Source organism: Brevibacterium sp. S22 (genome assembly GCF_004745485.1).
In the GTDB taxonomy this organism is placed as follows: domain Bacteria; phylum Actinomycetota; class Actinomycetes; order Actinomycetales; family Brevibacteriaceae; genus Brevibacterium.
Map to the genome: position 1 here is coordinate 1 of NZ_RHFG01000036.1, position 20,221 is coordinate 20,221.

Genomic DNA, 20,221 nt, shown 5'->3' on the forward strand with positions numbered 1-20,221 from the left:
GGTTCAAAGCGACCTGGATGACGTCGTCGCGGAATTCTTTCGGGTAGGGCTGTGGCATGGTGTCTATCCTTCCAGGCTTGCCTATGAACAAGCCAGATTAGATGTCACCTAACCCTGCATCAGTCCCACCCGAGCCGATCGACAACGTCGGTGAACTCGCAATCGCGAGCAAGTTTCGTGATCTCAGCGTCCAGCCGGTCCCGGCGACCGGTCACCGTCAGCACCGCATCGTAGGCAGCATCGAAGGCCAACCGGGTCGACGTGTTCGGCAGACGCGGCAGCGCTTCCGCTTGTAGCCACTGGTCGTGTTTGCCCGTCCAGGCGCTGCCGCCGTAGTAGACGATGCCATGCCGCAGCAGCAGCTTCGACAGGCGGTGGCGTGCCGACATGAGATCCCCACGAGCATCTTCGCGAGTCCGCACGAGATCCCGAGCCGATTCCTGGACCAGGGAGGGCACATCCACGGGAGTGACCTCGTCGAGGCGTAAAAGCTTCGCCAGATGCAGGGCATCGTTCTTATCGGTCTTGACCCGGTCACCGGCCGGGCGTTGGAGCTTCGACGGTGCGGCAACAACGCAGCGGATGTTCGCGGCAGCGAGGTGTCTGGCCAGGCCGAACCCGGTGGGCCCGGCTTCATAGACGGCGGCGGCTGGTTGGGGTTGGTGGTTGATGAAGTTGGTGATGTCGGTGGAGTCGGGGGTCAGGGTACGTGTGACGAGTTCGCCTGTGTGCGTGTCGAGTGCTGCTGCGACGACGCTTCGGGCGTGCACGTCGAGTCCAATGGTTGTACGCTCGGTGAACACCGGGGCCTCCCACAAATGTTGGATAGGCCGGGCACGGGGCTTCGTGTCCGGTAACCCACGATTCTTTGTGAGGTGGGCCCCGGCCCGCAACCCCTGAACCAGAACGGCGGGGTCACTACCGTCTAGCGATGAGACACGACAAGCTTGCGATCACATATCGGGCGGCTGTCGTCATAAGCGACATCTAGGCATGGCTCCGTCAATAAAGAAGTCATGCCCTAGCTCGGAAACTTGCAATGGGACGTCCGGTGAGCACAGGCGTTCGTGACCAGCGATCTCGCCGACGAATTCGCGTAACGGCCGCAACCTGCCGATAACCGACTTCAATGGCATTTCTGTAGCTTTTCGCATGAGCCTCGCGACCAACAACGCCTTAGCCTCAACCAGCAAGTGCGTCTCGATCCTCCGCCCATACGGTGGAAGACAGCCCTGGCTCTAAGGTCCGTCTTCGACATCCGGAAAGATTGCTTTGTTTGCCCATCCCGAGTTGCCTGTGAGTGAGCCAGATCAGTTCTCTTCAACACCACTATCAGTTATCTCTGCGGCGTCTTTGATTCTGCCTAGCCACGAAGCAAGAGATTCGTCAAGCATAGACTGCATGCCAGCCTCATCGGCGTCGACCGGTGGGCCGCCGAAGGATTCTCTTGTTTGGATTTGCACGCCACGGTCGCTCTCGAAGAATATCCACTCATGGAAGGCTGTGATGCCGTTTGCAATGCCACCCCAGAGAATCCTGCGATGCTGTTCGACTTGATAAATCGTTGAAGTCACAGGCAACTCGTAGCTCTCCCATTCGAATGACGTTCCAGTTACGAAGCCCCCGTCGAGGTAAGCAGAGGTGATCTCGGGGTTCCACGCCGTCCAACTGTTCACGTTGATAAGCAACTGCCAAACTACGGCGAGGGGCGCATCTATGTCGATCTTGTGATCGGCGAGTACAGGTGCGTCCATGTCAATTCCGGCAGCAACACTCATGCAAAAACCACTAATCCATCGACTCTATCGAACAGAGACGTATCGCTTCTTACGGCACGCTGAAATCATACGTGAATTCACAATGAGATGCATCATAAGGGAGTAGCCCTGAATGGTGGACGCTCTAAAACTGGCCCTACTGAACTCAAGAAGGCGAGTAACACCCCCATGCCGAAGCACACCTACAGCGCCGAGAGGTGTCAGCGTTTCCAGCGCGGCCGACGCGCTACCGGAGCCTCCCCTGTCGCGGCCCGACTGATCAGACTGACCGGCCTTCTCGCGCACCCAGCCGTCGGGCATCGTCCCTGCATCGAGAAAGTCGGCGAGCTTGCCGCTTGCTTCGGCCGATAGCAGCTTGTCGGCCCGAGTACAAATAGTCGGCTCTTCTTTGGAGTTGTGCTTATCGAGCAGGCTCAGTAACTCTCGGCAGGCATTCCGAGTGGCTTCATCGCCAGCATCTTCGTCGAGCATCGTGTCAACGCCGTCCATGGCATTCACACAACTCGCCATGCTCGCGCACATCGGAGTGAAGAGGAACGTCTCCTCAAGGTAGATGTGCTGCCTCAGTCCCGTCATCGATCGGCGCAGAGGGGCCGGATCGCCATGTCCGGCATCGGCTGCCTCGATGTATTCTTCGATGTCACAGTGCTCCTTCTCAAGCGCTGCGGCCAAGGTCCTCTCTGCCATCGTTTCTGCCATCGTTCCTCCTGTGAATATTCTGTTTCGTGTTCTTCGAGACTATGCCTCGTCCACCGCCCCGCGGGGCGCAATGGCCTAAACAGACGATGTACTCCATGCAGCCACGTGCAGGTTGCCGACGTCGACTCGTGCGGTTATTAGTCCAGGTGACCCGCGAGCTCAGCCCGAGCATCCGCTTCGGCGAGGCCGCCGGCCAGCAACGGGATCTGAGAGACCGGGATGCTGCCGACAAACTAGCAATTGTCCACCGACAACGAATGTAAGAAAGGGGCTCACAGCATGGACGTGTTTCCCGACTTCGGAGGTCCTTCCGGCATCGGCGAACTGTGCGAGGTCGCGCGCGCACTGTTCATGTTCGTGCTCGTCGTTGCCGTGCTGATGCTCATCGTCTTTGGCATCATCTGGGCGATCTCGGCCAGCACCGGAAACTATGCCACCTCGACGAAAGGCCACACCGGGGTGCTCGTCTCCCTCGGCGCGGCGTTCCTCTCCGGTGGAGGCGTGAGGTGGATGAACTAACTCATCGGCATCGGCCAATAACTCAGGCACGACCCCTTCTTCTCAGTGACTGCCTTGGCGTGTGCCCGGGCAGTCGTTCTGTGTCGTGGGCGGTGCACTTGCCGGCAGAACCATCCACAACCATTGAACTGGTAACGGGTCAGATTTGCCGGTCCCTGACCGGGCTGAAGCGTAGGCAGAGATCCAGGGAGCTTGGCGCAGACCTGCTGCTAGGTCATCTCGTCATTGATGAGCTCTTGCGCTGACTGCTTGAACTCATAAGTGTGACTTCATCGGGAGTAGGAGTTCACTAGATGTAGAGCGTCGTTCTTATCAGATTTTGACGCGGCGCTACCTTATCGGGAAATGAAACGTGGTCGCACCTTTGATGACAATGGTTCATTTAGCTTTGTAGAGCGACGGTCGGCGGCACCCGGGAGGCGCGAATCGCCGGGTAGATGCCGGCGATTACCCCGACCAGAATCGTAACCACGACACTACCGGAGACTCCTGGCGCCGGAATGTCCGGCCGCCACTCGGCGTGGAGGGCGACGATCGAGGTCGCAGTAACACCGATTAACACACCCACCATTCCTCCGAGTGAGGCAAGCACGATCGACTCGGTCAGAAACTGCAGTCGGACATGCGATCGAGAAGCACCTAGGGCACGACGAAGTCCGATCTCGTGCTGGCGTTCGATAACCGAGATCACCATCGTGTTGGCCACGCCGATACCGCCGACTAGTAGCGCGACGGCGCCCAACCCGAGTAGCACTGTGGTCAGCGTCTGGGTGGCCAGATTTTTTGCCAACAGCGCGTCCGAGGGACGGCTGATCTGTACCTGGCCGGGGTGCTGAGGTGCCGCGGTCGGCCCGAGCAGGTCCCGGATCGCTGAGATTCTCGCCTCATTTGCTCGTAGATATATCGTCGTCGGCGATCCGGCGTAGTTGTAGAGTTGAGCCGCCTGGTCGACGTCGATCATCACCCCCGTATCAAGTTCGGGAGCAAGTGCGACCGGCTTGAGTACCCCGGTCACAGTGAACGCTTGCCGGTTGATCACCACCTGCTGGCCAATCTGGGTCACCCCGAGCCGACTAGCCGCAGTGGAACCAAGGACAGCCGTTGGGAATTGTTGCGACGTCGGACCCAGCCAACTGCCCCCTCGCATCTGGGCGCCGATGGATTCTAGTAGGTCGCCTCCCGCGGCGTTCACCTGCAGACCAAGAGTCTCGTCCGGATCGGCGTAACGGCTTCGGCCGACGGACAGCCCGTCCAACTCAGCTACATGGCCAGTGACCTGGACGCCGGACAACCGGTCGATCATCGCCGGCGCCGAACTTGGCAGCTCGGCTGTCTCACCGAGAGGGTCGTCTCCCGGAGCGACCCGCAGCAGGTTTGTGCCGAGAGACTCCACTTGATCGTCTAAGGCGGTTTGGCTGGAAGCTGTGATGCCCAGGATCGACACCATTGCGGCGACACCGATCGCGATTCCGAGCGCGGACAACACAGCACGTAGCGGCCGTTCGGCTACTCCCCGTACGCTAAGCCGTGCGACGTCGGATGATCGGAGAGTAGATCTGAGCTTCTGCCGTGGACTAATCATGGCGGTCCCATCTTTCCTGGGCAACATAGTTCGCTCGTCCTTCCTGGCCGACGAGTTCACCGTCGAGCACCTGCAGTCGACGGGGCATCCGCTCGGCGAGGTCGGTGTCATGAGTGACCACGACAACTGTTGTGCCCACGGCGTGGAGTTCGAATAATAGCTCCACGATGGCCTCACCAGAGTGGCTGTCTAGATTGCCTGTCGGTTCGTCAGCCAGTAGGATCGTGGGCTCGCCGATAATGGCTCGAGCGATTGCCACTCGCTGCTGTTCACCGCCGGACAGCTGCTGCGGCCGATGATCGAGCCGGTCCCCCAGTCCGACCCGCCGCAGCACATTGGCCGCGCATTCGCGTCGAGTCCGCCGTGGTATACCGGAGTAAAGTAGCCCATCGGCAACGTTGTCGACCGAAGTTGATCCTACGGCCAAATGGAAGCGCTGGAAGACGAAGCCGATCTCCGATCCGCGCAGCGCAGACAATTGATGATCACGAAGTGCCGCGGTGTCTTGACTGTTGATCAGCACCTGTCCTGAGGTCGGCAGGTCAAGTGCGCCGATCATGTTCAACAGCGTCGACTTGCCTGAACCGCTCGGCCCGACCACGGCGACTAGTTGTCCGCGTTCTATTCGAATCGAAACTCCCTTCAGTGCGTCCACCTGTGGGGGACCGTAGGTCTTGAACAGGCCGCGCGTCTCAATCGCCGGGCCATCGGCGGCACTCGCGACATGAGTTCGGGGTTCGGTTTCAGATTCGGGGCCGGTCATATCGACGGCACCACGATCTTGTCGCCCTCCTTGAGTGCGCCTTTCTTGATCTCCACCTGGCCGTCCAAGAAGGTGCCCAGTTGGAGCGAGACCTCGTCGGTCGTTCCCCCCGATCGTAGGACTTGGACGACGAAGCCTCCGCCGGGCTGCGCCATCAGCGACTCAACAGGGACCTGTAAAACCTTGCTGCGCAGGATTGTCTGGATATTTACAGTGACTTTGGCCGACGGCGTATCGGCGACGAAGTCCCTATCCTTAAGGGCAATCGTCACCGGATAGATCGTTTTCTTGGCGCCGTTGGAATCAGGCTTCTCTGCCGGCGCTCCGACTTTGGCGATCGTGCCCTTGATCGATTCGCCGTCCGGCAGATCGATTGAGACCACTGCGTCGACTTTGATGGCACTCTGTTGATCTTCGCTGATGTCGGTCTTGACTGCCTGCGTGTTGTCGGTCGTCTTCAGCACGGGCGAACCTGGGCCGATCTGGTCACCGAGGCCAGCGATCTGTTCGTCGGCTCGAAGTTTGCCGTCGACGAACTGGACCTGACCCAACGTGATGACACCGGTCGTGGTCTGGCCGATCGATTCCTGCCAGTTTTTGATTGCTCGTTCGGTGTAATCGTCAAAATGATTATCGATTCGATATGGGAAGAACCCCAGCCTGGACAATGATTCCTCCAACTGGCGCACGTCGGGGCCATCGCTCATCTTCTTCCGGAAGTCTCGCCACGCAGGGATCTCGCCCTCCAACATGTACACCCCGGCTCCGTCAAGCCCATACATCTTATCGCCGAACTCGAGTACTTTGCCGGTCTTAGGTACCCAGGTCAACACCCCCGACTTTTGCGCCTTGATCTCCTTCGCTCCTTGAAAGGCCAATTGGCCGTCGATGCTGGAGTTCTGAACCAGATCATCACGGATGACACGGTCGGTAGCGGGAGGCTTCGGATCCGGCGTCTCGGTTGCCGGCGGTTCGTGCAAGAAGGCCACGGCGACGATCGTGGCACACGCAAGAAGCGCCGCCGCGATCGTTGCAGCCACGATCCGGCCGCGGAGTTTCCCAGAGCTCATCCGTCCTGGCCTTCTTTCAGGCCACACTTCTTCATGATCTGCGGATCGATGTCAGTCGGGATTCCGGGTTGAACATCGTCGCCCGGCTTCGCCTTAGGGATCTCGACACCGTTGGCGCGCAGACACTTCAGCATTTTGGCATTCTCCTTACTTTGCTCTGCCGGATCGGGAGCATTTGGGTCCGCAGGAGACTCGCCCAACTTGGCAACACAGACCTTCTGGGCGTCGGCATATTTGTCCTGATCGTCAATTTTGATCACGCCGCCAGGCTGGTTCGGATCGGGATAGTCATCGACCCCCTGCTCACGCATGCACTGGGCATACTTCAGCTGGTACTCCTCGAAACTCAGCTGGACCGGTGAGTGTTGCCCACCGCCCGTTCTGTCTTCGTCCTGTCCGCTGGCGCAGCCGGGTGCAAGAGCCACCATGCCAATAATCGCTATGATCGCCGTTGCCCACCGCTTACCAATTGTGGCGAACATTCTTGTGCAGATGATGTTTCTCACGCTTCTCTCTTTCACATGGATTTCGATCAAGGAACATGATTCGCCGTAGCGGACCGTTCCTGATACACAGTTCAGGCCAGTTGATGTTGTCAGAGCGTATGGACATTGCCATACATTTTCTAAAGCTCCGGCCGGGCATCATGGGGGTCCAGTACAGTGATCGGCAGGAGCACTGGCCAAAGGAGTAGGCAGATGAGGGTCTTGATCGTCGAGGACGAGGTATTCCTCGCCGAGGCAGTACAGACTGCGTTGCGCCAGGCGATGATCGCCGCCGACATCGCCAACGACGGAGAGTCTGCACTGGAGCGGATCGCGATCAACAACTATGATGTAATGATCTTGGATCGTGATCTCCCGGAAGTTCACGGTGACGACATCTGCCGGCAGGTAGTCGCTAATCGTCCCGAGATTCGGGTGCTGATGCTGACCGCAGCTGGTCGACTGAACGACAAGGTGTCTGGGTTCGAGATTGGGGCCGATGACTATCTCAGCAAACCATTCGATATGCCGGAGCTAGTGGCCCGGCTGATTGCCCTCGGCCGACGCAGTTCCCAGGCCCGGGACCCGGTTCTTGAGTACGGTCAGCTGCGGATCGATCCATTCCGGCATGAGGCATACCGCAATGGTCGTCTGTTGCACCTCACTCGTAAGGAGTTCGCCGTGCTAACTTTGCTGGTGCAGGCAGGCGGCGGTGTACTGAGCGCCGAATTCCTGCTGGAGAAAGCCTGGGACGAGAACGCCGATCCCTTCACCAACGCTATCCGGGTCACTATCTCCGTACTTCGCAAAAAGCTCGGCAACGGCGAAGTAATCGGCACCGTCCCAGGCGTCGGATACCGCATTCTCGATAATGCCCGCGACCAGGTGTGATGGTGGTCAGACAATTCCGGCTGGCCATCCGTCCGGTCCGTTGGTTGCAACGCTGGAGCCATAACCATCTTACCGCTCGGTGGCGGCTTACCCTCACCTATGGTCTGCTGGCCGCACTGGTCGCTGCTGGCGCCGTCATCGCGATCAACCTAGTCATGCGAATCCCCTCCTATACTTTCGCTCGCACATTGTCGCCCACCACCCCTAATCCAACCGAAAAGCATTCTCCCAGCGATCCGGCTAGAACCGTTGCCGTCACACCTGGCAACAAGCTGACCACCATCACTAACACCTCAAGTCTCTTCGACACACTGTGGCTGGTCTCGATCAGCATCGGCATCGTCCTGGTCGTGATCACCACGATAACGGCATGGATCGTGGCCGGCCGAGTATTACGCCCGTTGAAGCACCTCAACAATGCGGCCCGGGTAACTGCCGCCGGATCATTGACACATCGGCTGGACACATCTGGGGCGCGCGATGAGATCACCACTCTAGCCGCGACTTTCAACGAGATGTTGGGTCGCCTAGACCGACAAATCGAAAGCCACAGACGTTTCGCTGCCAACGCATCACACGAGTTACGTACTCCGTTGGCCACCACTAAAGCAATGCTGCAGGTCGCCGCTGATAGCGAGTTGCAGGAGCCTCAAACGCATCAGCTGATCGACCGGTTGATGATCACCAACCAGCGTTCGATCGATCTGGTTGACGCCTTGCTCACGCTGTCAGATTCGGAGAATGTCGCTCTGGACTCCCGACCGTTGAACCTGGAAACCATCGCCACTGACGTACTACTTGAGGCGGAACTGACCACTCACTATCAGAGAGTCGAACTTGATCATGACTTCAGACAGGCACGTTGCCACGCCGATCCAGGCCTGGTCCGCCTAATCATTACTAACCTCCTGTCAAACGCGATCCGGCACAATGTTGCTGACGGCCGAGCCCTAATCAAGACCGAGTCCACCGCCGGCTGGAGTTCGGTGATCATCAGCAATACAGGCAACGAACTCGACCAGGAACAAATCGATCACCTCCTCGGCCCCTTCTCGCGTCGTCGAGTCGGCTCGGAGGGTCACGGACTCGGACTTGCGATCACCGACAACCTGGTCAAGGCGAACCGCGGCCGGCTTGAACTCAGCGCCCGTTCAGGCGGGGGCCTAATCGCGCGGGCCGAGTTCCCCGCCATACCGTGACGAATAAGGAACAATACTCAGTCCCGTGGTCCCAATTCCGGGGAAGCTTCCTCCCCAGATCCCGGCAGGGGTTCCTGCTCCTATTACTCCTCGTCCGAGCTCCTCAGATGAACCACTCAGACTAGGTTGGCTACGGAGCGATTTACCATGATCGCAAATGTTCAACTGCGAGGCGTGCGCAGTAGCCGATCGACGCGTCGAGTTCGGGTTGGGAAAATGCTGCGATCCGAGATCTGGTGAATACCGCGATACTGAATGCTGCCCTGGAATCGGCATCGATGACGATTCCAGCCTCGTGCCGGAAGTTGAGGAACGTGCCTGTCTTTCCGTAGTATTCGACCGCGTCCATAGGGAAGCCCGACGCGATACGATGACGAAATACCTGGGTTTTCAGCAGTTTGCGCAGCGTGGCCGTACCTTTGGGCCCAATCAGCTCGCCGGTATGGATGAGCTCAAATAACCTTGCCACACTACGGGCCGTGCCAGTATTGAACGCAGAGTCGGGAAGGTATGGAGCACCTGAGGTGTTGAAGTGGTCTGTGGCCAGGATGAGCGCCTCGACTTCATTACCATCTGCAATCTCGTCGATTACCTTGTAGAGGTGCGACATCGGTGAGTCCACAGTCAGCGAACGGAGTTTGTTGCTAGCCAGAAGATCGCCGACTCGGTTTGGACCAACAATTTCGAATATAGTGTCTGTCGCAGCATTGTCACTGACGGACAGCGACATCACTGCAAGATCTCGCAGACTCATCGTCACCGTGTCCTGGAGTACGGTGATCCCCGTTCCGCCGGGAGTCGAATTGAGCGGGTCCACGTCGACGCGATGCTGGAGGTCGATCTCGCCTCGCTCACCCGCCTGAATGAGTGCAGCGATGAGTGGTACTTTGGCAACCGAAGCCAGCGGTATGCGTGAGGATTCTTTGATTCCTATCCAATTCCGAGTCTCGAGGTCTTCGACGTATAGGTAGCCTTCGGCACCGAGGCCGGACCAAATCGCGTTGATCGTGTCGCTGATTTCTTCAGTCATTTGGCTGGGTGCAACCTCTCATCGGTATGATCAGACTCGGTTTGTCCATCCGGTTGATGTTGTAGGTTGGTCGTGGCCCCGAGCACTGCCGCGAGGGCACGCTTGAAAACCGGATGTGCATTGATCTCTGCCAGCAAGTCGAGTCGGTTGGAACTGATTGTGTACACGCGCTTGGCAAATGCTGGCGGACTCAACCGTCGGAAAGGCAACGAGTTCTTTCTTGCCTGAAGTTCCGTGCACAAGAGCACTGAATCGTGTGAATAGACGTGAGCAACAGCCTGGAATTCGCTGACAGCGACTTCCAGCTGCCGGAGGTGAATACCCTTCTTGACCAGAGGGGTGAGAAGCCGAGAATCGTCGAGAAGCCCCGCGTCCTCGGGAAGCACTACTATTTTCTCTCGTTCTGAAAGCGACGCGATTCGCGAGAGGTCCATTCCGGCAGGCATACCCCGTAAGTCTCCGATATCAATTCTTCGAGACATGCTTGACATTTCGGAAGAGGCATTTGAGCCGACCGCAGACGAAGGATCATTCTGCCGCGCATACCGCTTCGAAGCCACCCCCAGCTCAACGAACAGATCCGTTGCAACCATCGACGAAAACCTCGACATGCTCTCGCCGAGTTTCCCGACAATCAGCCCGGCGTCGAGTTCGCCAGCAGCAATTCTGTCATCAAGAGAAGCCATGCTATCGGGAACCAACCGAACGTGAATATCGGCAATTCGAAGGTCATCTCCTACCTTGGCCAAGGTTGCCGGGTCAAGACTTCCTACCACGCCCACGAAATAGTCCTCAGTACGTGGCCGCGCGACATTTGGCAGGTTCTCGACGCGTCGAAGTATCTCGATGGCCTCAGCAAGGAGATTCTCTCCTGCCGTTGTCAGCCCGATATCACGTCGACGACGATCAAAGAGTCTGACTCTGAGATGCTTCTCCAGTTCCGCTATGCGTCGCGACACCGGTGGTTGAGCCACTCCTAGATAATCCGCGGCCCGGGTGAAGCTAGCGTGTTCGGCAACGGCTACGAAGTACTTGAGCGAACTCAACAAGTTCATGAATCAACTCTACCAGCATCTATATCGAATTCATTATGATTTAGGTTCTTTGCGGTATTGGACATGTGACTTGGGCGTTCACATGCTTGAACCATGAAGAACCGTAAGCGTCTTATCGCAATTCTTGTGTGCTGCGCACTGCTGCTGGGCGGGGCAGTACTGTCCTTGCGTTCACTGCCGTTTCTCCCACGGGTTGCAGCACAACAAGCCGCTACTGACCTCAAGAGCGGGTCATTCTCTTCACGAGTCTGGGAGGAGTCCAGTGCCGCAGGAAACTATCGGACGATTGTGGCTGGGCTGCGCGAGGCCGGATTCGTCTTGCAGAGTGTCAAGGTCGTTTCGGCAGACGGAGACAACGTCACATTCGAGTGGAAATGGGACCCCCCTGCCTCCGAGGGGAACCGCGACGCGGCGAATCCCAAAGCATGGGTTTACGAGACTCAGGCCGAACTCAAACGTGCGGGAGCCATGTGGCAAATTGGATTTGCCCCGTCGCTTGTCCACCCGGATTTGAAACACGGTGATGTACTGAAAGCGCAACCGACCGCAGGACCTCGGGGACGTGTCTTGGGCGAAGACGAAGAAGTTCTCGTCGAAGAAGGCACAGTAGTCGACGTTGGCCTTCATCCCGCAAAAATGGACGCCGACCCTTCTCATACCTTCAACAAATTGTCGAAAGTCCTCGATGTCGACGAAACGTCTTTGAAGAAGAAGGTGGTAAGCGCGGATAAGGATGCTTTCGTACCAGTCATCACACTGCGCGACGAGGATTACCAACTGGTCAAAGCTGACATATACAAGCTGCCAGGCACCGTGTTCAGAGAACGCGAACAGTCTCTGAGCAGAACTAAAGGGTTCGCAGCTGCGACTCTCGGCAGTGTCAGCCCGGCAGCTGCAAGTGAAGTCGACGATGATCCTGCCCATCTGGTTGAAGGAACCGAGATCGGGAGGTCCGGGATTCAGAAGGAGTTTGACAATATCTTGCGCCCAGAGCTTGGCACTACCGTCGCTATCGAACGAGCTGACGAGGACGGCAGTAATAAGACGAGAGCGCTTCGAACCTTCAAACCTCGAGCAGGCAAAGACGTGCAGACCACGATCGACGTCGCCACTCAGATTGCCGCGGAAGATGCCGCTAAGACTCAGAATAAACCGACGGCGATCGTTGCCATCCGGCCAAGCGACGGTCATATCCTCGCTGTGGCCAATCACGACAACGAGGGAGCTGGATGGGATCGCGCGTTGCAGGGCCAATACCCACCGGGCTCCGTCTTCAAGGTCGCCAGCGGTCTGGCGATGCTCGATGGGGGTGTGACGCAGTCGTCAATCCTCAACTGTCCGAAGACCACTAGTGTCCAGGGCAAGTCGTTCAAGAACGCAGAGGATCACGTGTTAGGCGAGGTCACTTTCAGAGAGAGTTTCGCCGAATCATGCAACACCGCGTTCGTCAATGGTGCGGCAGAGACGACGAGTGCAGACGTGTCCAAGACGGCTTCAAATCTGGGAATGACATCGGCAGATATAGGTATCGATGCTTTTATGGCCGATGTCCCGAAGGTGGATGATTCGGTCGAGCATGCGGCGTCAATGATCGGTCAAGGCAAGGTTCTGGCCAGCCCTCTCGGTGTAGCCACGATGGCGGCTTCGGTGAAGGCAGGGCACTCTGTCTCTCCTGTGCTCGTCCCCAGCGCCCAGTCAAACACAGCCACATCGAGCGCCGATCTCGATGAGAGCCATTTCGATGATACTCGCGCCATGATGAGGGCCGCTGTGGCAGAAGGGACAGCGGATGAGCTCAAAGATGTTCTGGGTAAGCCGGTGTTCGGCAAAACAGGAACGGCCGAGTACGGTGCCGAAGTTCCGCCTCGAACCCACTCATGGTTCGCCGGATTCCAAGGGGACGTGGCTGTGGCGGTCCTTGTCGAAGACGGTGGCTTCGGTGCCCAGGCCGCAGTGCCTGCCGCGAAACGGTTTTTTCAGGAGATGAACTCATGACCAAGCTGAAACATTTCACAATGTTCGTGGCGGTTTCGATCATCACAGGGCTCGTCGCGTCCGGACTCATTGTGCCAATCGCGGGGGTGGGCACAACAGCGGCAGCGACTGGGATCAGCATATTCGACTCTCTTCCCAGAGAATTGGAAGAACGGCCGCTTGCCCAGCCATCGACGCTGTTCACAAAAGATGGTAAGAAGATCGCCGATGTCTACTGGCAGAATCGAAAAGAAGTAGGTCTCGAGAACGTCTCTGAAGCGATGAAGCACGCGACACTGGCTATCGAAGACCATCGCTTCTACGAACACGGACCCGTCGATATTGAAGGCATCTCACGGGCGATCGTCAAGAACCTTGTCACCGGGTCGTTGCAAGGCGGTTCGACACTGACTCAGCAATACGTCAAGAACGTCCTGATCGCCAACAGCCACGCTGAAGGTGATGACTCGACCTTACAATCGGCGCGAGAGCGTTCTGGGACGAGGGGAGTTGCTCGCAAGCTTCGCGAGATGAAACTTGCTGTTTCTGTGGAGGAGAAGTATTCGAAGGACGAGATCCTCGAAAGATATCTGAATATCAACAGCTATTCCGGCTCGCCCAACGTCTATGGTGTCGAAGCGGCCGCGCAACAATATTGGGGTGTCGATGCCAAGGACCTCACCGTGGCTCAGGCCGCCACACTGGCCGGCATTGTCCGCTCCCCGTCCCGCTATAACCCACAGACAAATCCTGACGAAGTCATCACTCGTCGCAATGTCGTACTGGCCAAGATGCGGGAGTATGGCTATATCGATCAGGCGGACTATAAGTCGGCGATGAAGTCCGCACTCAACCTCAAGACTCACAGCAAACCCAATGGGTGTCAGACGGCCGACGATGTGGCGTACTTCTGTGAATTCGTCCAACACGAAATCAAATCGGATTCTGCGTTCGGCGAAACCGAGGAAGACAGAATCAATCTGCTCAAACGCGGTGGCCTCAAGGTCGTGACTACTCTCGACTCCAAGTTGCAGAAGAAGGCGAGTGAGGCAGTCCGAAACAGATTGCCGGTCGGCGATCCCTCGGGTGCTCGACAGGCTCTGGCATCAGTGGACGTCAAAACCGGCGGTATCCTAGCAATGGCTCAAAACACAGAATACGGATTTAAGACAGACAGCGCGCCTGGGACTACTGCCGTCAATTTTTCTGTGGATACGCCGCAGGGTGGCGGCGGTGGCTTCCAGCCCGGATCGACGTGGAAGCCGTTCGTTCTCGCTACTTGGCTGCAGGACAACCGCAGCCTGAACGATCAGGTCAACGGGTCGGGAGCGAATTACACAGGTTTTTCAACATCTGGTTGCGACGGGCGCAACTATGCGGGCAACGGCTACAACCCCAGGAATGCAGGAGACTCCGATGGGGCCGGCGGCAGCATGTCAGTGCTCGAGGCCACAAAACGCTCAGTGAACAAGGCTTATGCTGATATGGCTTCCCAGCTGAATATGTGCGATATCCGCGATACCGCAAAGAAGATGGGCGTCCATCTGGGAACCGGGGCGGAACTCGAGTCGCAAAAGCTCAAAGACGGGACTGAGCAAGTCCTCTATCCTTCATCGATCCTTGGCACAGTTTCAGTGTCGCCCTTAACCATGGCTGCAGCGTATACCGCTTTTGCTAACCATGGTCAACGCTGCCAGAGCCATGGGCTTGCCTCGGTCAAGAACTCTGATGGGAAATCCCTCGAGATCGGCGACGCCGACTGTCAGAGCGTGCTTGACGGAAAGGTTGCGGACACAGTTGCCTATGCGCTGTCACAAACGTTCAATGGCGGGACGACCAGCGGTTTGAAAATATCCGAACCTGCGGCAGCGAAAACAGGAACTACGAACTTCGAAGTCGGAGCCAGCTGGCTCGCGGGATTCACCCGGGGCATCTCAACTGCGGTGTGGACCGGCGATCCCGCGGGCACACGTGATTGGCGTGAGAACGACAAAGGGAGAATGCCCAAAATTGTCTATGGCGACACCATTTCCGGTCCTAGCTGGCAGGAGTTCATGCAATATGCAGCTAAGAACTTCGAAACAGGTGAATTTCCGAATACTGGCGGAACGCCCACTAGGGCAGGCGCCCGGAAATCTTCTGGAGATAGCGAGCGAGCAGGCGACGTTTCCGGGCACGATGCACGGTCCACCGAAGAGAGCCGACGGGCAGACGAAAATAGCGAAGCTCCGGAGTTAGACGGTATGAAGTGACCCCGCCGGTTTGGTTCAGGGGCTGCGCACCGGGCCCACCTCACAAAGAATCGTGGGTTACCGGACACGAAGCCCCGTGCCCGGCCTATCCAACATTTGTGGGAGGCCCCGGTGTTCACCGAGCGTACAACCACCTGTCTTTATACGAGTGTCGCAGTTGAGGGTGTAACACCGGTCTGAATCCACCGGATTCAAGCAGGCACCTGACGACATAGTAGCGAGGTCGCGGACGCCGAACACCGATCCTCGCAGATGCTCAAGCCTGCAGTTGATGGCCCTTTTCACTCGTCGACGTGAGATTGTCGAGACACTGTTGCCGGTGTCGAGGTCGAGGGACAGCTGTCCAGATGATTCGTTGATTCTCTCTTGGCCAACTTCTTCGAGTGTTGCGAGTTGGGTTGCGGTGTGGGCGGGGTCAAGTCCCTTTTCGTGGTGTTCTTTGGTAGTTCCTCTAACTTGGTCGTAGACAGTCGTCGCTGAAGGGAATCACGCGGTCAGGGGCATCACCACCCCGACCGGGTCGACAGCGGAGTCTCCATTGAGCACGGTGATGAGTTTGCGCATCGAGATCTCCGACAAATAGCGACGTTCACCGTACTGCCATTCCTCATGCTGCTCTTGCAGCACCGCCCCGATCAGCCTCGTCACCGATTCCCGGTTCGGAAAGATCTGGACCACATCGGCACGACGCTTGATCTCCCGGTTCAACCGCTCGATCGGGTTATTCGACCAGATCTTCTGCCAATGCTCACGCGGCATGACCGCGAACGCGATCAGATCGGCCTCGGCAGTCTCGAGCATATCGGCGATAGCAGGAAACGAGCCCCGCAGACTCTCAGTCACCTGCTTGTACTGAGCGATGACGGCCTCCCCTGTGGTCTGGGCGAAGATCGTCGAGATCAACGCATTGACCGGTTTCGAATGCGCACTACCCAAACGCTGGGTGACGTTGCGGGCGAAATGGACTCGACACCGCTGCCACCCGGCACCGGGCAGGATCGCCTTGACCGCGGACTTGATACCCGAGTGGGCATCAGAGATCACCAACGCCACACCCTCGGCATCTGTGGCCGTAGCGACCTTCAGGCCTCGTTCGCGCAGACCACGCAGGATCTGGGTCCAAAAGTCCGTGGACTCGGCATCACCGACGGTCATAGCCAGGATCTCCCGCCTGCCCTGAGCCGAGACGCCGGTGACGACCGCAACGGCCTGCGACACGACACGACCGCCATGGCGGACATCGACATAGGTGGCATCGACGAACAGGTACGGAAACCACGTGTGGTCGAGCCGGCGAGCCAGGAACTCGGCCACACCATCATCGATATCGGCACAGATACGTGAGACCGTTGACCGCGAGATCCCGGACTCATTACCCAAAGCCCGCACGAGATCGTCGACTTTCCTCGTCGAGACTCCCTCGATCCAGGCCTGGCAGATCACCGCGTACAAGGCCTTATCGACCCGCCGACGCGGATTGAGCAGGGACGGGAAGAACGAGCCCTTCCGCAGCTTCGGAATCTGTAGATCGACGGGGTGGCCAGGGTCTTCTTCCGAGATCCGTTCCGGCGCGTTGTCCGGCCGCCGGTGCGTTCATAACGGGCCGCGCCGATCGTGGCGGTGGCTTCGGCCTCGATGAGGTCTTGGAGGCCGGCTTGCAACATCTGGCGGAACACGTCGGAATGGGCGAGGCCGGGGTCGGCCAGGACTTGGTTGATCAGGGTCGACACGGCAGAATTGGGTTGAGCCATCGTGGGATACCTTTCGTGAGGTTCTTGGCGGAACTACTAGCGGAATCCCACGATGGTTCTTCACATTCGTGTGGGTGAAGTCCCTGGTGGGAATGCCACCACTCTATGGGACTCACCCGTGACCAGCTGGCCCGACAAGGAACACCGACACGGTGCATGCGAAAGATCGGGGCATAGCACTGACAATGCCGTACGTACTGCTTCGTGGAGTTCCGACACCGACGCGGCTACTTGCTATCCGACTGGATTGATGAGGAGGAAAACGACGATAGCAATGCCGAGTTCGCCGATCTGTGATGTGCTCAACTGCGACTTGAGCACAACCAAAGTGAGAACCACCGGCAGTGCTGAGTAAAGTGCGATCGCGATCATCACCGGGACTAGGGCAGCTTCACGAGTCGCATAGAGATAAGAGACCGTGGTCACCGGGGCCAATCTGTCAACCACGGCGGCCTCGCTCAATGTCGCTCCATCGGAGAGCACTGTGTCGGGACCTGCGCGAAACCGGAATGCACTTGGATGGCTACGCGGCTCCGATCTTTCTCAAAACATTTGCGAAAGATGTACAAAACTGCCTCTCACTATGTACACAACCTCGACACCACGTCACATATCACCTGGTCAGAGAATTTCGTGAACTACCCACCACGCCTGAACAGGCACGATCATCCGCAGCCCCGAAGTTCACCGCTTCGGGGCTGCGTCATTTTCAGCTGAGCTCCACCGACCCCACGGACATCACCGAGGTGCTGAGCGGCTCAGAGGTCCGCGGCGATCACTGCCCGGAGGCCTTCATCGCCCAGTTCAACAGCGAACGCGGGGAGCAGGGATCAGCGAGCATTCCATGCGCTGAGGTGAATGCCGAGTGACGAGAATCAGTCATCTGAGAATAATCTTCAGATAACGAGACCATCATCACATCTGGTCGGCGCGTCCGCTTCAGATCATTGAACAAGCGACGTTACTATTAAGGAGTTTGTAGCCAAACGTCCGCAGCCGCTACGGTGCGGCAAAAGGAGTACCCGTGAAGTGGTTGAAGCGGACCATCGTCACGCTCGTCGTCGTCTTCGTTGCCTTCTATCTGTTCACCCGGCCCGAAGATTCCGCCGAAGCCGTTCGGAACGCCTTTTCAGCAGTCGGAACCGGGGTGAACTCCATCGTCACATTCTTCACCGAACTCTCCGCCTGATCTCGATACGGACTGAGCATCGTCGTGACCACATTATTTGACCCGAGGGTCGATGAACATCTCATCGCCGCTGAAGGCGAACGAGTCATCGACGAGGTGCGTCGTCATCCACTGGCGTTCTTCGTACCGTCAGTCATCATGCTCCTCGGCTTCGCGGTGATGGCCACCTGCACCGTCATCGGGCTGCAGTATGCCTGGGTTCCTGCGGCAATCGGCGCCGTAATCGTCCTGTTCGGCGCCTACCGATTCCTCATCGTCCACATGGACAGATTCGTCATCACCAACATGCGCGTGTTCAGGATCCACGGAATCTTCACTCAGCACAAGGCCACCATGCCGATGTCGCGCATCCTCGACATCTCGGTGCACAAACCATTCGCGGGTCGGATCTTCAGATACGGACATTTCGTCTTCGAATCCGCGGCCCAAGACCAAGGCCTGCGCGATATCCGATATGTCGGTCGGCCCGACGAACGTGATCTCACCATCCAGCGCGTCATCCAACGCTCGGGTCTGCGCTCTGCGTTCACTCCCTTCGATTCGGACGAAGACAGCGATGATCAGTACGCAGCAGACGAGCCCATCATCGACACGAATGCCACAGAATCCCACTCAGGCATCTTCGACTCCGAAAGCACAGCAGATGAGTCCCACCACTGGAAGACAATGGAACTCGAGCTTCAACGGCCGTCCGAGGCGTCGGAGGAAATCGCAATCAGTGAATCGTCCTGGCTGACTGACCCGATTTCGGAAGCCGCTCAAGCGTGGGACCTGCGCTGGCCCGAACGGACACGAATGGAAGCCGTCACGACGCTGATGGACACGCAGCGTCGTCTCTCCGCTGAGCTGGACGAGGTGCTCCGCCCCCTCGGACTGAACTTCTCTCGGTTCGAAGTTCTGCTGATATTGTTCCTCGACCATCAGGGCGCGATCCCTCTCGTCGATCTGCTCGATCGGCTGCAGGGCACAGCGACTTCGACGTCGTCTTCGGTGAGGTGGCTTGAGGACGCGAGCATGATCGAGCGAATCGTCTGTCCCGAAGACGACGAGACGGTCCTCGTGCAGATCGCCTCAAAGGGGCGGACCGCTGTGGATCGTGCGAGTCGGAGCCTGGCCGACGCACGCTTCGGATTCAGTGCGCTGTCGGAGAGTGAATGCCGGCAGCTCAGAGTCATTCTGGCCCGATACCGAGAGAACACGATCGCGACATGATCGCATGACACGGTGGGAGTCGGGTGCCACCTGCGGCCTCATAGTCCGCGCAGCCACAGCCGACCGGACCGACTGAACAGCCAGATCGCCGGGAGCGATGGCTTCAGATGCGAGCCGCACTCTCGTGTGGTGAAATCTGCGTCGGCCGATGTGTCAGGCGCCCCCGAACTAGAATGAGAGCATGAGCTTCTCACCCGACCAATGGCGCAACGGGACGGATCTGCCGCCGGCACCGTCGCATCGACGCTGGTGGGCGAGGGTGCTTGACGCTGTTTTCGTTCTCGTCCTCACCGGGCTGATCATCGGGGTCGGTCTGGCGCTTGCCGGGGCGAATCTGATCTCGCTCGATGCTGCCACCGGGGCTGCTCTCTTCAGCTACCCTCTGATGACGATGGTCTTCGGCGCGCTGTACGGATGCACTGTTTCGCCTGGCCAGGCACTGTGCGGAGTCGTTTCACTCAAGACGGGTGGGCGGCGAGTCGGTTTCTGGCGAGGAATGGGCCGTTATCTGGCCGTCGCGTTCTTCCCCGTCACCATCGTGGGGTTCATCTGGACGTTCCTCGACGCCCCGTCGTTCGAACTGGATCCGATCGAGGTCTTCAGCCGAACGCCGTACGCCCGATAGGCGGGGAGCATGGCGGGCAGTCACCGCCGACGCGCGATGATGAGTTCGTCCCAGCCCTTCACACCGAGGGAGCGCTGTGGAGTCCAGTTCAGCCGTGCGGCTGATTCGGCTGCCGGTCCGACGATCGTCTCGATGCGGAGGGTTCGC

General features: G+C 58.2%; 18 protein-coding genes and 1 pseudogene. 8 read left to right on the forward strand and 11 right to left on the reverse strand.

The features are described 5' to 3' along the window. Positions 1-119: 119 nt before the first annotated feature. The 3 genes from EB835_RS18480 to EB835_RS18490 all read right to left on the reverse strand — a co-directional run bounded on the left by EB835_RS18480 (position 120) and on the right by EB835_RS18490 (position 2,477). Positions 120-803, reverse strand: a complete 684-nt coding sequence (locus EB835_RS18480) for an IS110 family transposase (protein WP_135810910.1) — start codon at positions 801-803, stop codon at positions 120-122. 507 nt (positions 804-1,310) lie between these two features. Beyond that, the gene (locus EB835_RS18485; RefSeq protein WP_135810911.1) at positions 1,311-1,778 is read right to left on the reverse strand and encodes an SRPBCC family protein; all 468 of its coding nucleotides are present in this window, start codon (positions 1,776-1,778) and stop codon (positions 1,311-1,313) included. A 24-nt stretch (positions 1,779-1,802) separates the two neighbouring features. Continuing rightward, positions 1,803-2,477, reverse strand: coding sequence for a hypothetical protein (locus EB835_RS18490; RefSeq protein WP_135810912.1), 675 nt, complete (start codon positions 2,475-2,477; stop codon positions 1,803-1,805). Between the two features lie 279 nt (positions 2,478-2,756). Here EB835_RS18490 and EB835_RS18495 point away from each other — a divergent pair, with 279 nt between their 5' ends. Continuing rightward, the gene (locus EB835_RS18495) at positions 2,757-2,996 is read left to right on the forward strand and encodes a DUF6112 family protein (protein WP_135810913.1); all 240 of its coding nucleotides are present in this window, start codon (positions 2,757-2,759) and stop codon (positions 2,994-2,996) included. A 382-nt stretch (positions 2,997-3,378) separates the two neighbouring features. Here the strand turns inward: EB835_RS18495 and EB835_RS18500 are convergent, their stop codons facing one another. From EB835_RS18500 to EB835_RS18515, 4 genes are all read right to left on the reverse strand, one after another. After that, complete coding sequence (locus EB835_RS18500; RefSeq protein ID WP_346763164.1) at positions 3,379-4,689, reverse strand: ABC transporter permease; 1,311 nt, start codon at positions 4,687-4,689, stop codon at positions 3,379-3,381. Beyond that, positions 4,571-5,233 carry an ABC transporter ATP-binding protein gene (locus EB835_RS18505; protein ID WP_346763165.1) on the reverse strand — a complete coding sequence of 221 codons (663 nt, stop codon included), beginning with the start codon at positions 5,231-5,233 and terminating at the stop codon, positions 4,571-4,573. The genes EB835_RS18500 and EB835_RS18505 overlap by 119 nt, the downstream gene beginning before the upstream one ends. 104 nt (positions 5,234-5,337) lie before the next feature. Next, positions 5,338-6,381 (reverse strand): peptidoglycan-binding protein, encoded by a 1,044-nt coding sequence (locus EB835_RS18510; protein WP_168216785.1) that lies wholly within the window; start codon positions 6,379-6,381, stop codon positions 5,338-5,340. Between the two features lie 26 nt (positions 6,382-6,407). Beyond that, positions 6,408-6,917, reverse strand: coding sequence for a hypothetical protein (locus EB835_RS18515; RefSeq protein WP_135810916.1), 510 nt, complete (start codon positions 6,915-6,917; stop codon positions 6,408-6,410). 192 nt (positions 6,918-7,109) lie between these two features. On the opposite strand from EB835_RS18515, the gene EB835_RS18520 reads away from it, so the two are divergent. After that, positions 7,110-7,787 (forward strand): response regulator transcription factor, encoded by a 678-nt coding sequence (locus EB835_RS18520; RefSeq protein ID WP_135810917.1) that lies wholly within the window; start codon positions 7,110-7,112, stop codon positions 7,785-7,787. A 2-nt stretch (positions 7,788-7,789) separates the two neighbouring features. Beyond that, positions 7,790-8,986, forward strand: coding sequence for a sensor histidine kinase (locus EB835_RS18525; RefSeq protein WP_168216786.1), 1,197 nt, complete (start codon positions 7,790-7,792; stop codon positions 8,984-8,986). A gap of 142 nt (positions 8,987-9,128) precedes the next feature. Here the strand turns inward: EB835_RS18525 and EB835_RS18530 are convergent, their stop codons facing one another. Next, positions 9,129-10,016 carry a serine hydrolase gene (locus EB835_RS18530; protein WP_135810919.1) on the reverse strand — a complete coding sequence of 296 codons (888 nt, stop codon included), beginning with the start codon at positions 10,014-10,016 and terminating at the stop codon, positions 9,129-9,131. Beyond that, positions 10,013-11,071, reverse strand: coding sequence for a LysR family transcriptional regulator (locus EB835_RS18535; RefSeq protein WP_135810920.1), 1,059 nt, complete (start codon positions 11,069-11,071; stop codon positions 10,013-10,015). The genes EB835_RS18530 and EB835_RS18535 overlap by 4 nt, the downstream gene beginning before the upstream one ends. 93 nt (positions 11,072-11,164) lie before the next feature. On the opposite strand from EB835_RS18535, the gene EB835_RS18540 reads away from it, so the two are divergent. Beyond that, positions 11,165-13,066 carry a penicillin-binding transpeptidase domain-containing protein gene (locus EB835_RS18540; RefSeq protein ID WP_135810921.1) on the forward strand — a complete coding sequence of 634 codons (1,902 nt, stop codon included), beginning with the start codon at positions 11,165-11,167 and terminating at the stop codon, positions 13,064-13,066. Beyond that, on the forward strand, positions 13,063-15,297 hold the full coding sequence (locus EB835_RS18545) for a transglycosylase domain-containing protein (RefSeq protein ID WP_240688850.1): 2,235 nt from the start codon (positions 13,063-13,065) through the stop codon (positions 15,295-15,297). The genes EB835_RS18540 and EB835_RS18545 overlap by 4 nt, the downstream gene beginning before the upstream one ends. A 486-nt stretch (positions 15,298-15,783) precedes the next feature. On the opposite strand, the pseudogene EB835_RS18550 reads toward EB835_RS18545, so the two are convergent. Both EB835_RS18550 and EB835_RS18555 read right to left on the reverse strand, forming a co-directional pair. Further along, positions 15,784-17,048 (reverse strand): annotated as a pseudogene (locus tag EB835_RS18550) (IS256 family transposase). A gap of 234 nt (positions 17,049-17,282) precedes the next feature. Continuing rightward, the gene (locus tag EB835_RS18555) at positions 17,283-17,510 is read right to left on the reverse strand and encodes a hypothetical protein (RefSeq protein ID WP_135810922.1); all 228 of its coding nucleotides are present in this window, start codon (positions 17,508-17,510) and stop codon (positions 17,283-17,285) included. A gap of 562 nt (positions 17,511-18,072) precedes the next feature. Here EB835_RS18555 and EB835_RS20340 point away from each other — a divergent pair. The 3 genes from EB835_RS20340 to EB835_RS18565 all read left to right on the forward strand — a co-directional run bounded on the left by EB835_RS20340 (position 18,073) and on the right by EB835_RS18565 (position 20,074). After that, positions 18,073-18,237 (forward strand): hypothetical protein, encoded by a 165-nt coding sequence (locus EB835_RS20340; protein WP_168216787.1) that lies wholly within the window; start codon positions 18,073-18,075, stop codon positions 18,235-18,237. A gap of 24 nt (positions 18,238-18,261) precedes the next feature. Further along, on the forward strand, positions 18,262-19,449 hold the full coding sequence (locus tag EB835_RS18560) for a PH domain-containing protein (RefSeq protein WP_205749980.1): 1,188 nt from the start codon (positions 18,262-18,264) through the stop codon (positions 19,447-19,449). 181 nt (positions 19,450-19,630) lie between these two features. Further along, positions 19,631-20,074: an RDD family protein gene (locus EB835_RS18565; protein ID WP_135810924.1), complete on the forward strand. Its 444-nt coding sequence runs from the start codon at positions 19,631-19,633 to the stop codon at positions 20,072-20,074. Positions 20,075-20,221 lie beyond the last annotated feature (147 nt).

Bases quoted from the DNA above. Each gene is read 5' to 3' on its own strand.
- EB835_RS18485 (WP_135810911.1), bottom strand. From the start codon at position 1,778: ATGAGTGTTGCTGCCGGAATTGACATGGACGCACCTGTACTCGCCGAT.
- EB835_RS18490 (WP_135810912.1), bottom strand. From the start codon at position 2,477: ATGGCAGAAACGATGGCAGAGAGGACCTTGGCCGCAGCGCTTGAGAAG.
- EB835_RS18495 (WP_135810913.1), top strand. From the start codon at position 2,757: ATGGACGTGTTTCCCGACTTCGGAGGTCCTTCCGGCATCGGCGAACTG.
- EB835_RS18500 (WP_346763164.1), bottom strand. From the start codon at position 4,689: ATGACACCGACCTCGCCGAGCGGATGCCCCGTCGACTGCAGGTGCTCG.
- EB835_RS18520 (WP_135810917.1), top strand. From the start codon at position 7,110: ATGAGGGTCTTGATCGTCGAGGACGAGGTATTCCTCGCCGAGGCAGTA.
- EB835_RS18530 (WP_135810919.1), bottom strand. From the start codon at position 10,016: ATGACTGAAGAAATCAGCGACACGATCAACGCGATTTGGTCCGGCCTC.
- EB835_RS18535 (WP_135810920.1), bottom strand. From the start codon at position 11,071: ATGAACTTGTTGAGTTCGCTCAAGTACTTCGTAGCCGTTGCCGAACAC.
- EB835_RS18540 (WP_135810921.1), top strand. From the start codon at position 11,165: ATGAAGAACCGTAAGCGTCTTATCGCAATTCTTGTGTGCTGCGCACTG.
- EB835_RS18545 (WP_240688850.1), top strand. From the start codon at position 13,063: ATGACCAAGCTGAAACATTTCACAATGTTCGTGGCGGTTTCGATCATC.
- EB835_RS18565 (WP_135810924.1), top strand. From the start codon at position 19,631: ATGAGCTTCTCACCCGACCAATGGCGCAACGGGACGGATCTGCCGCCG.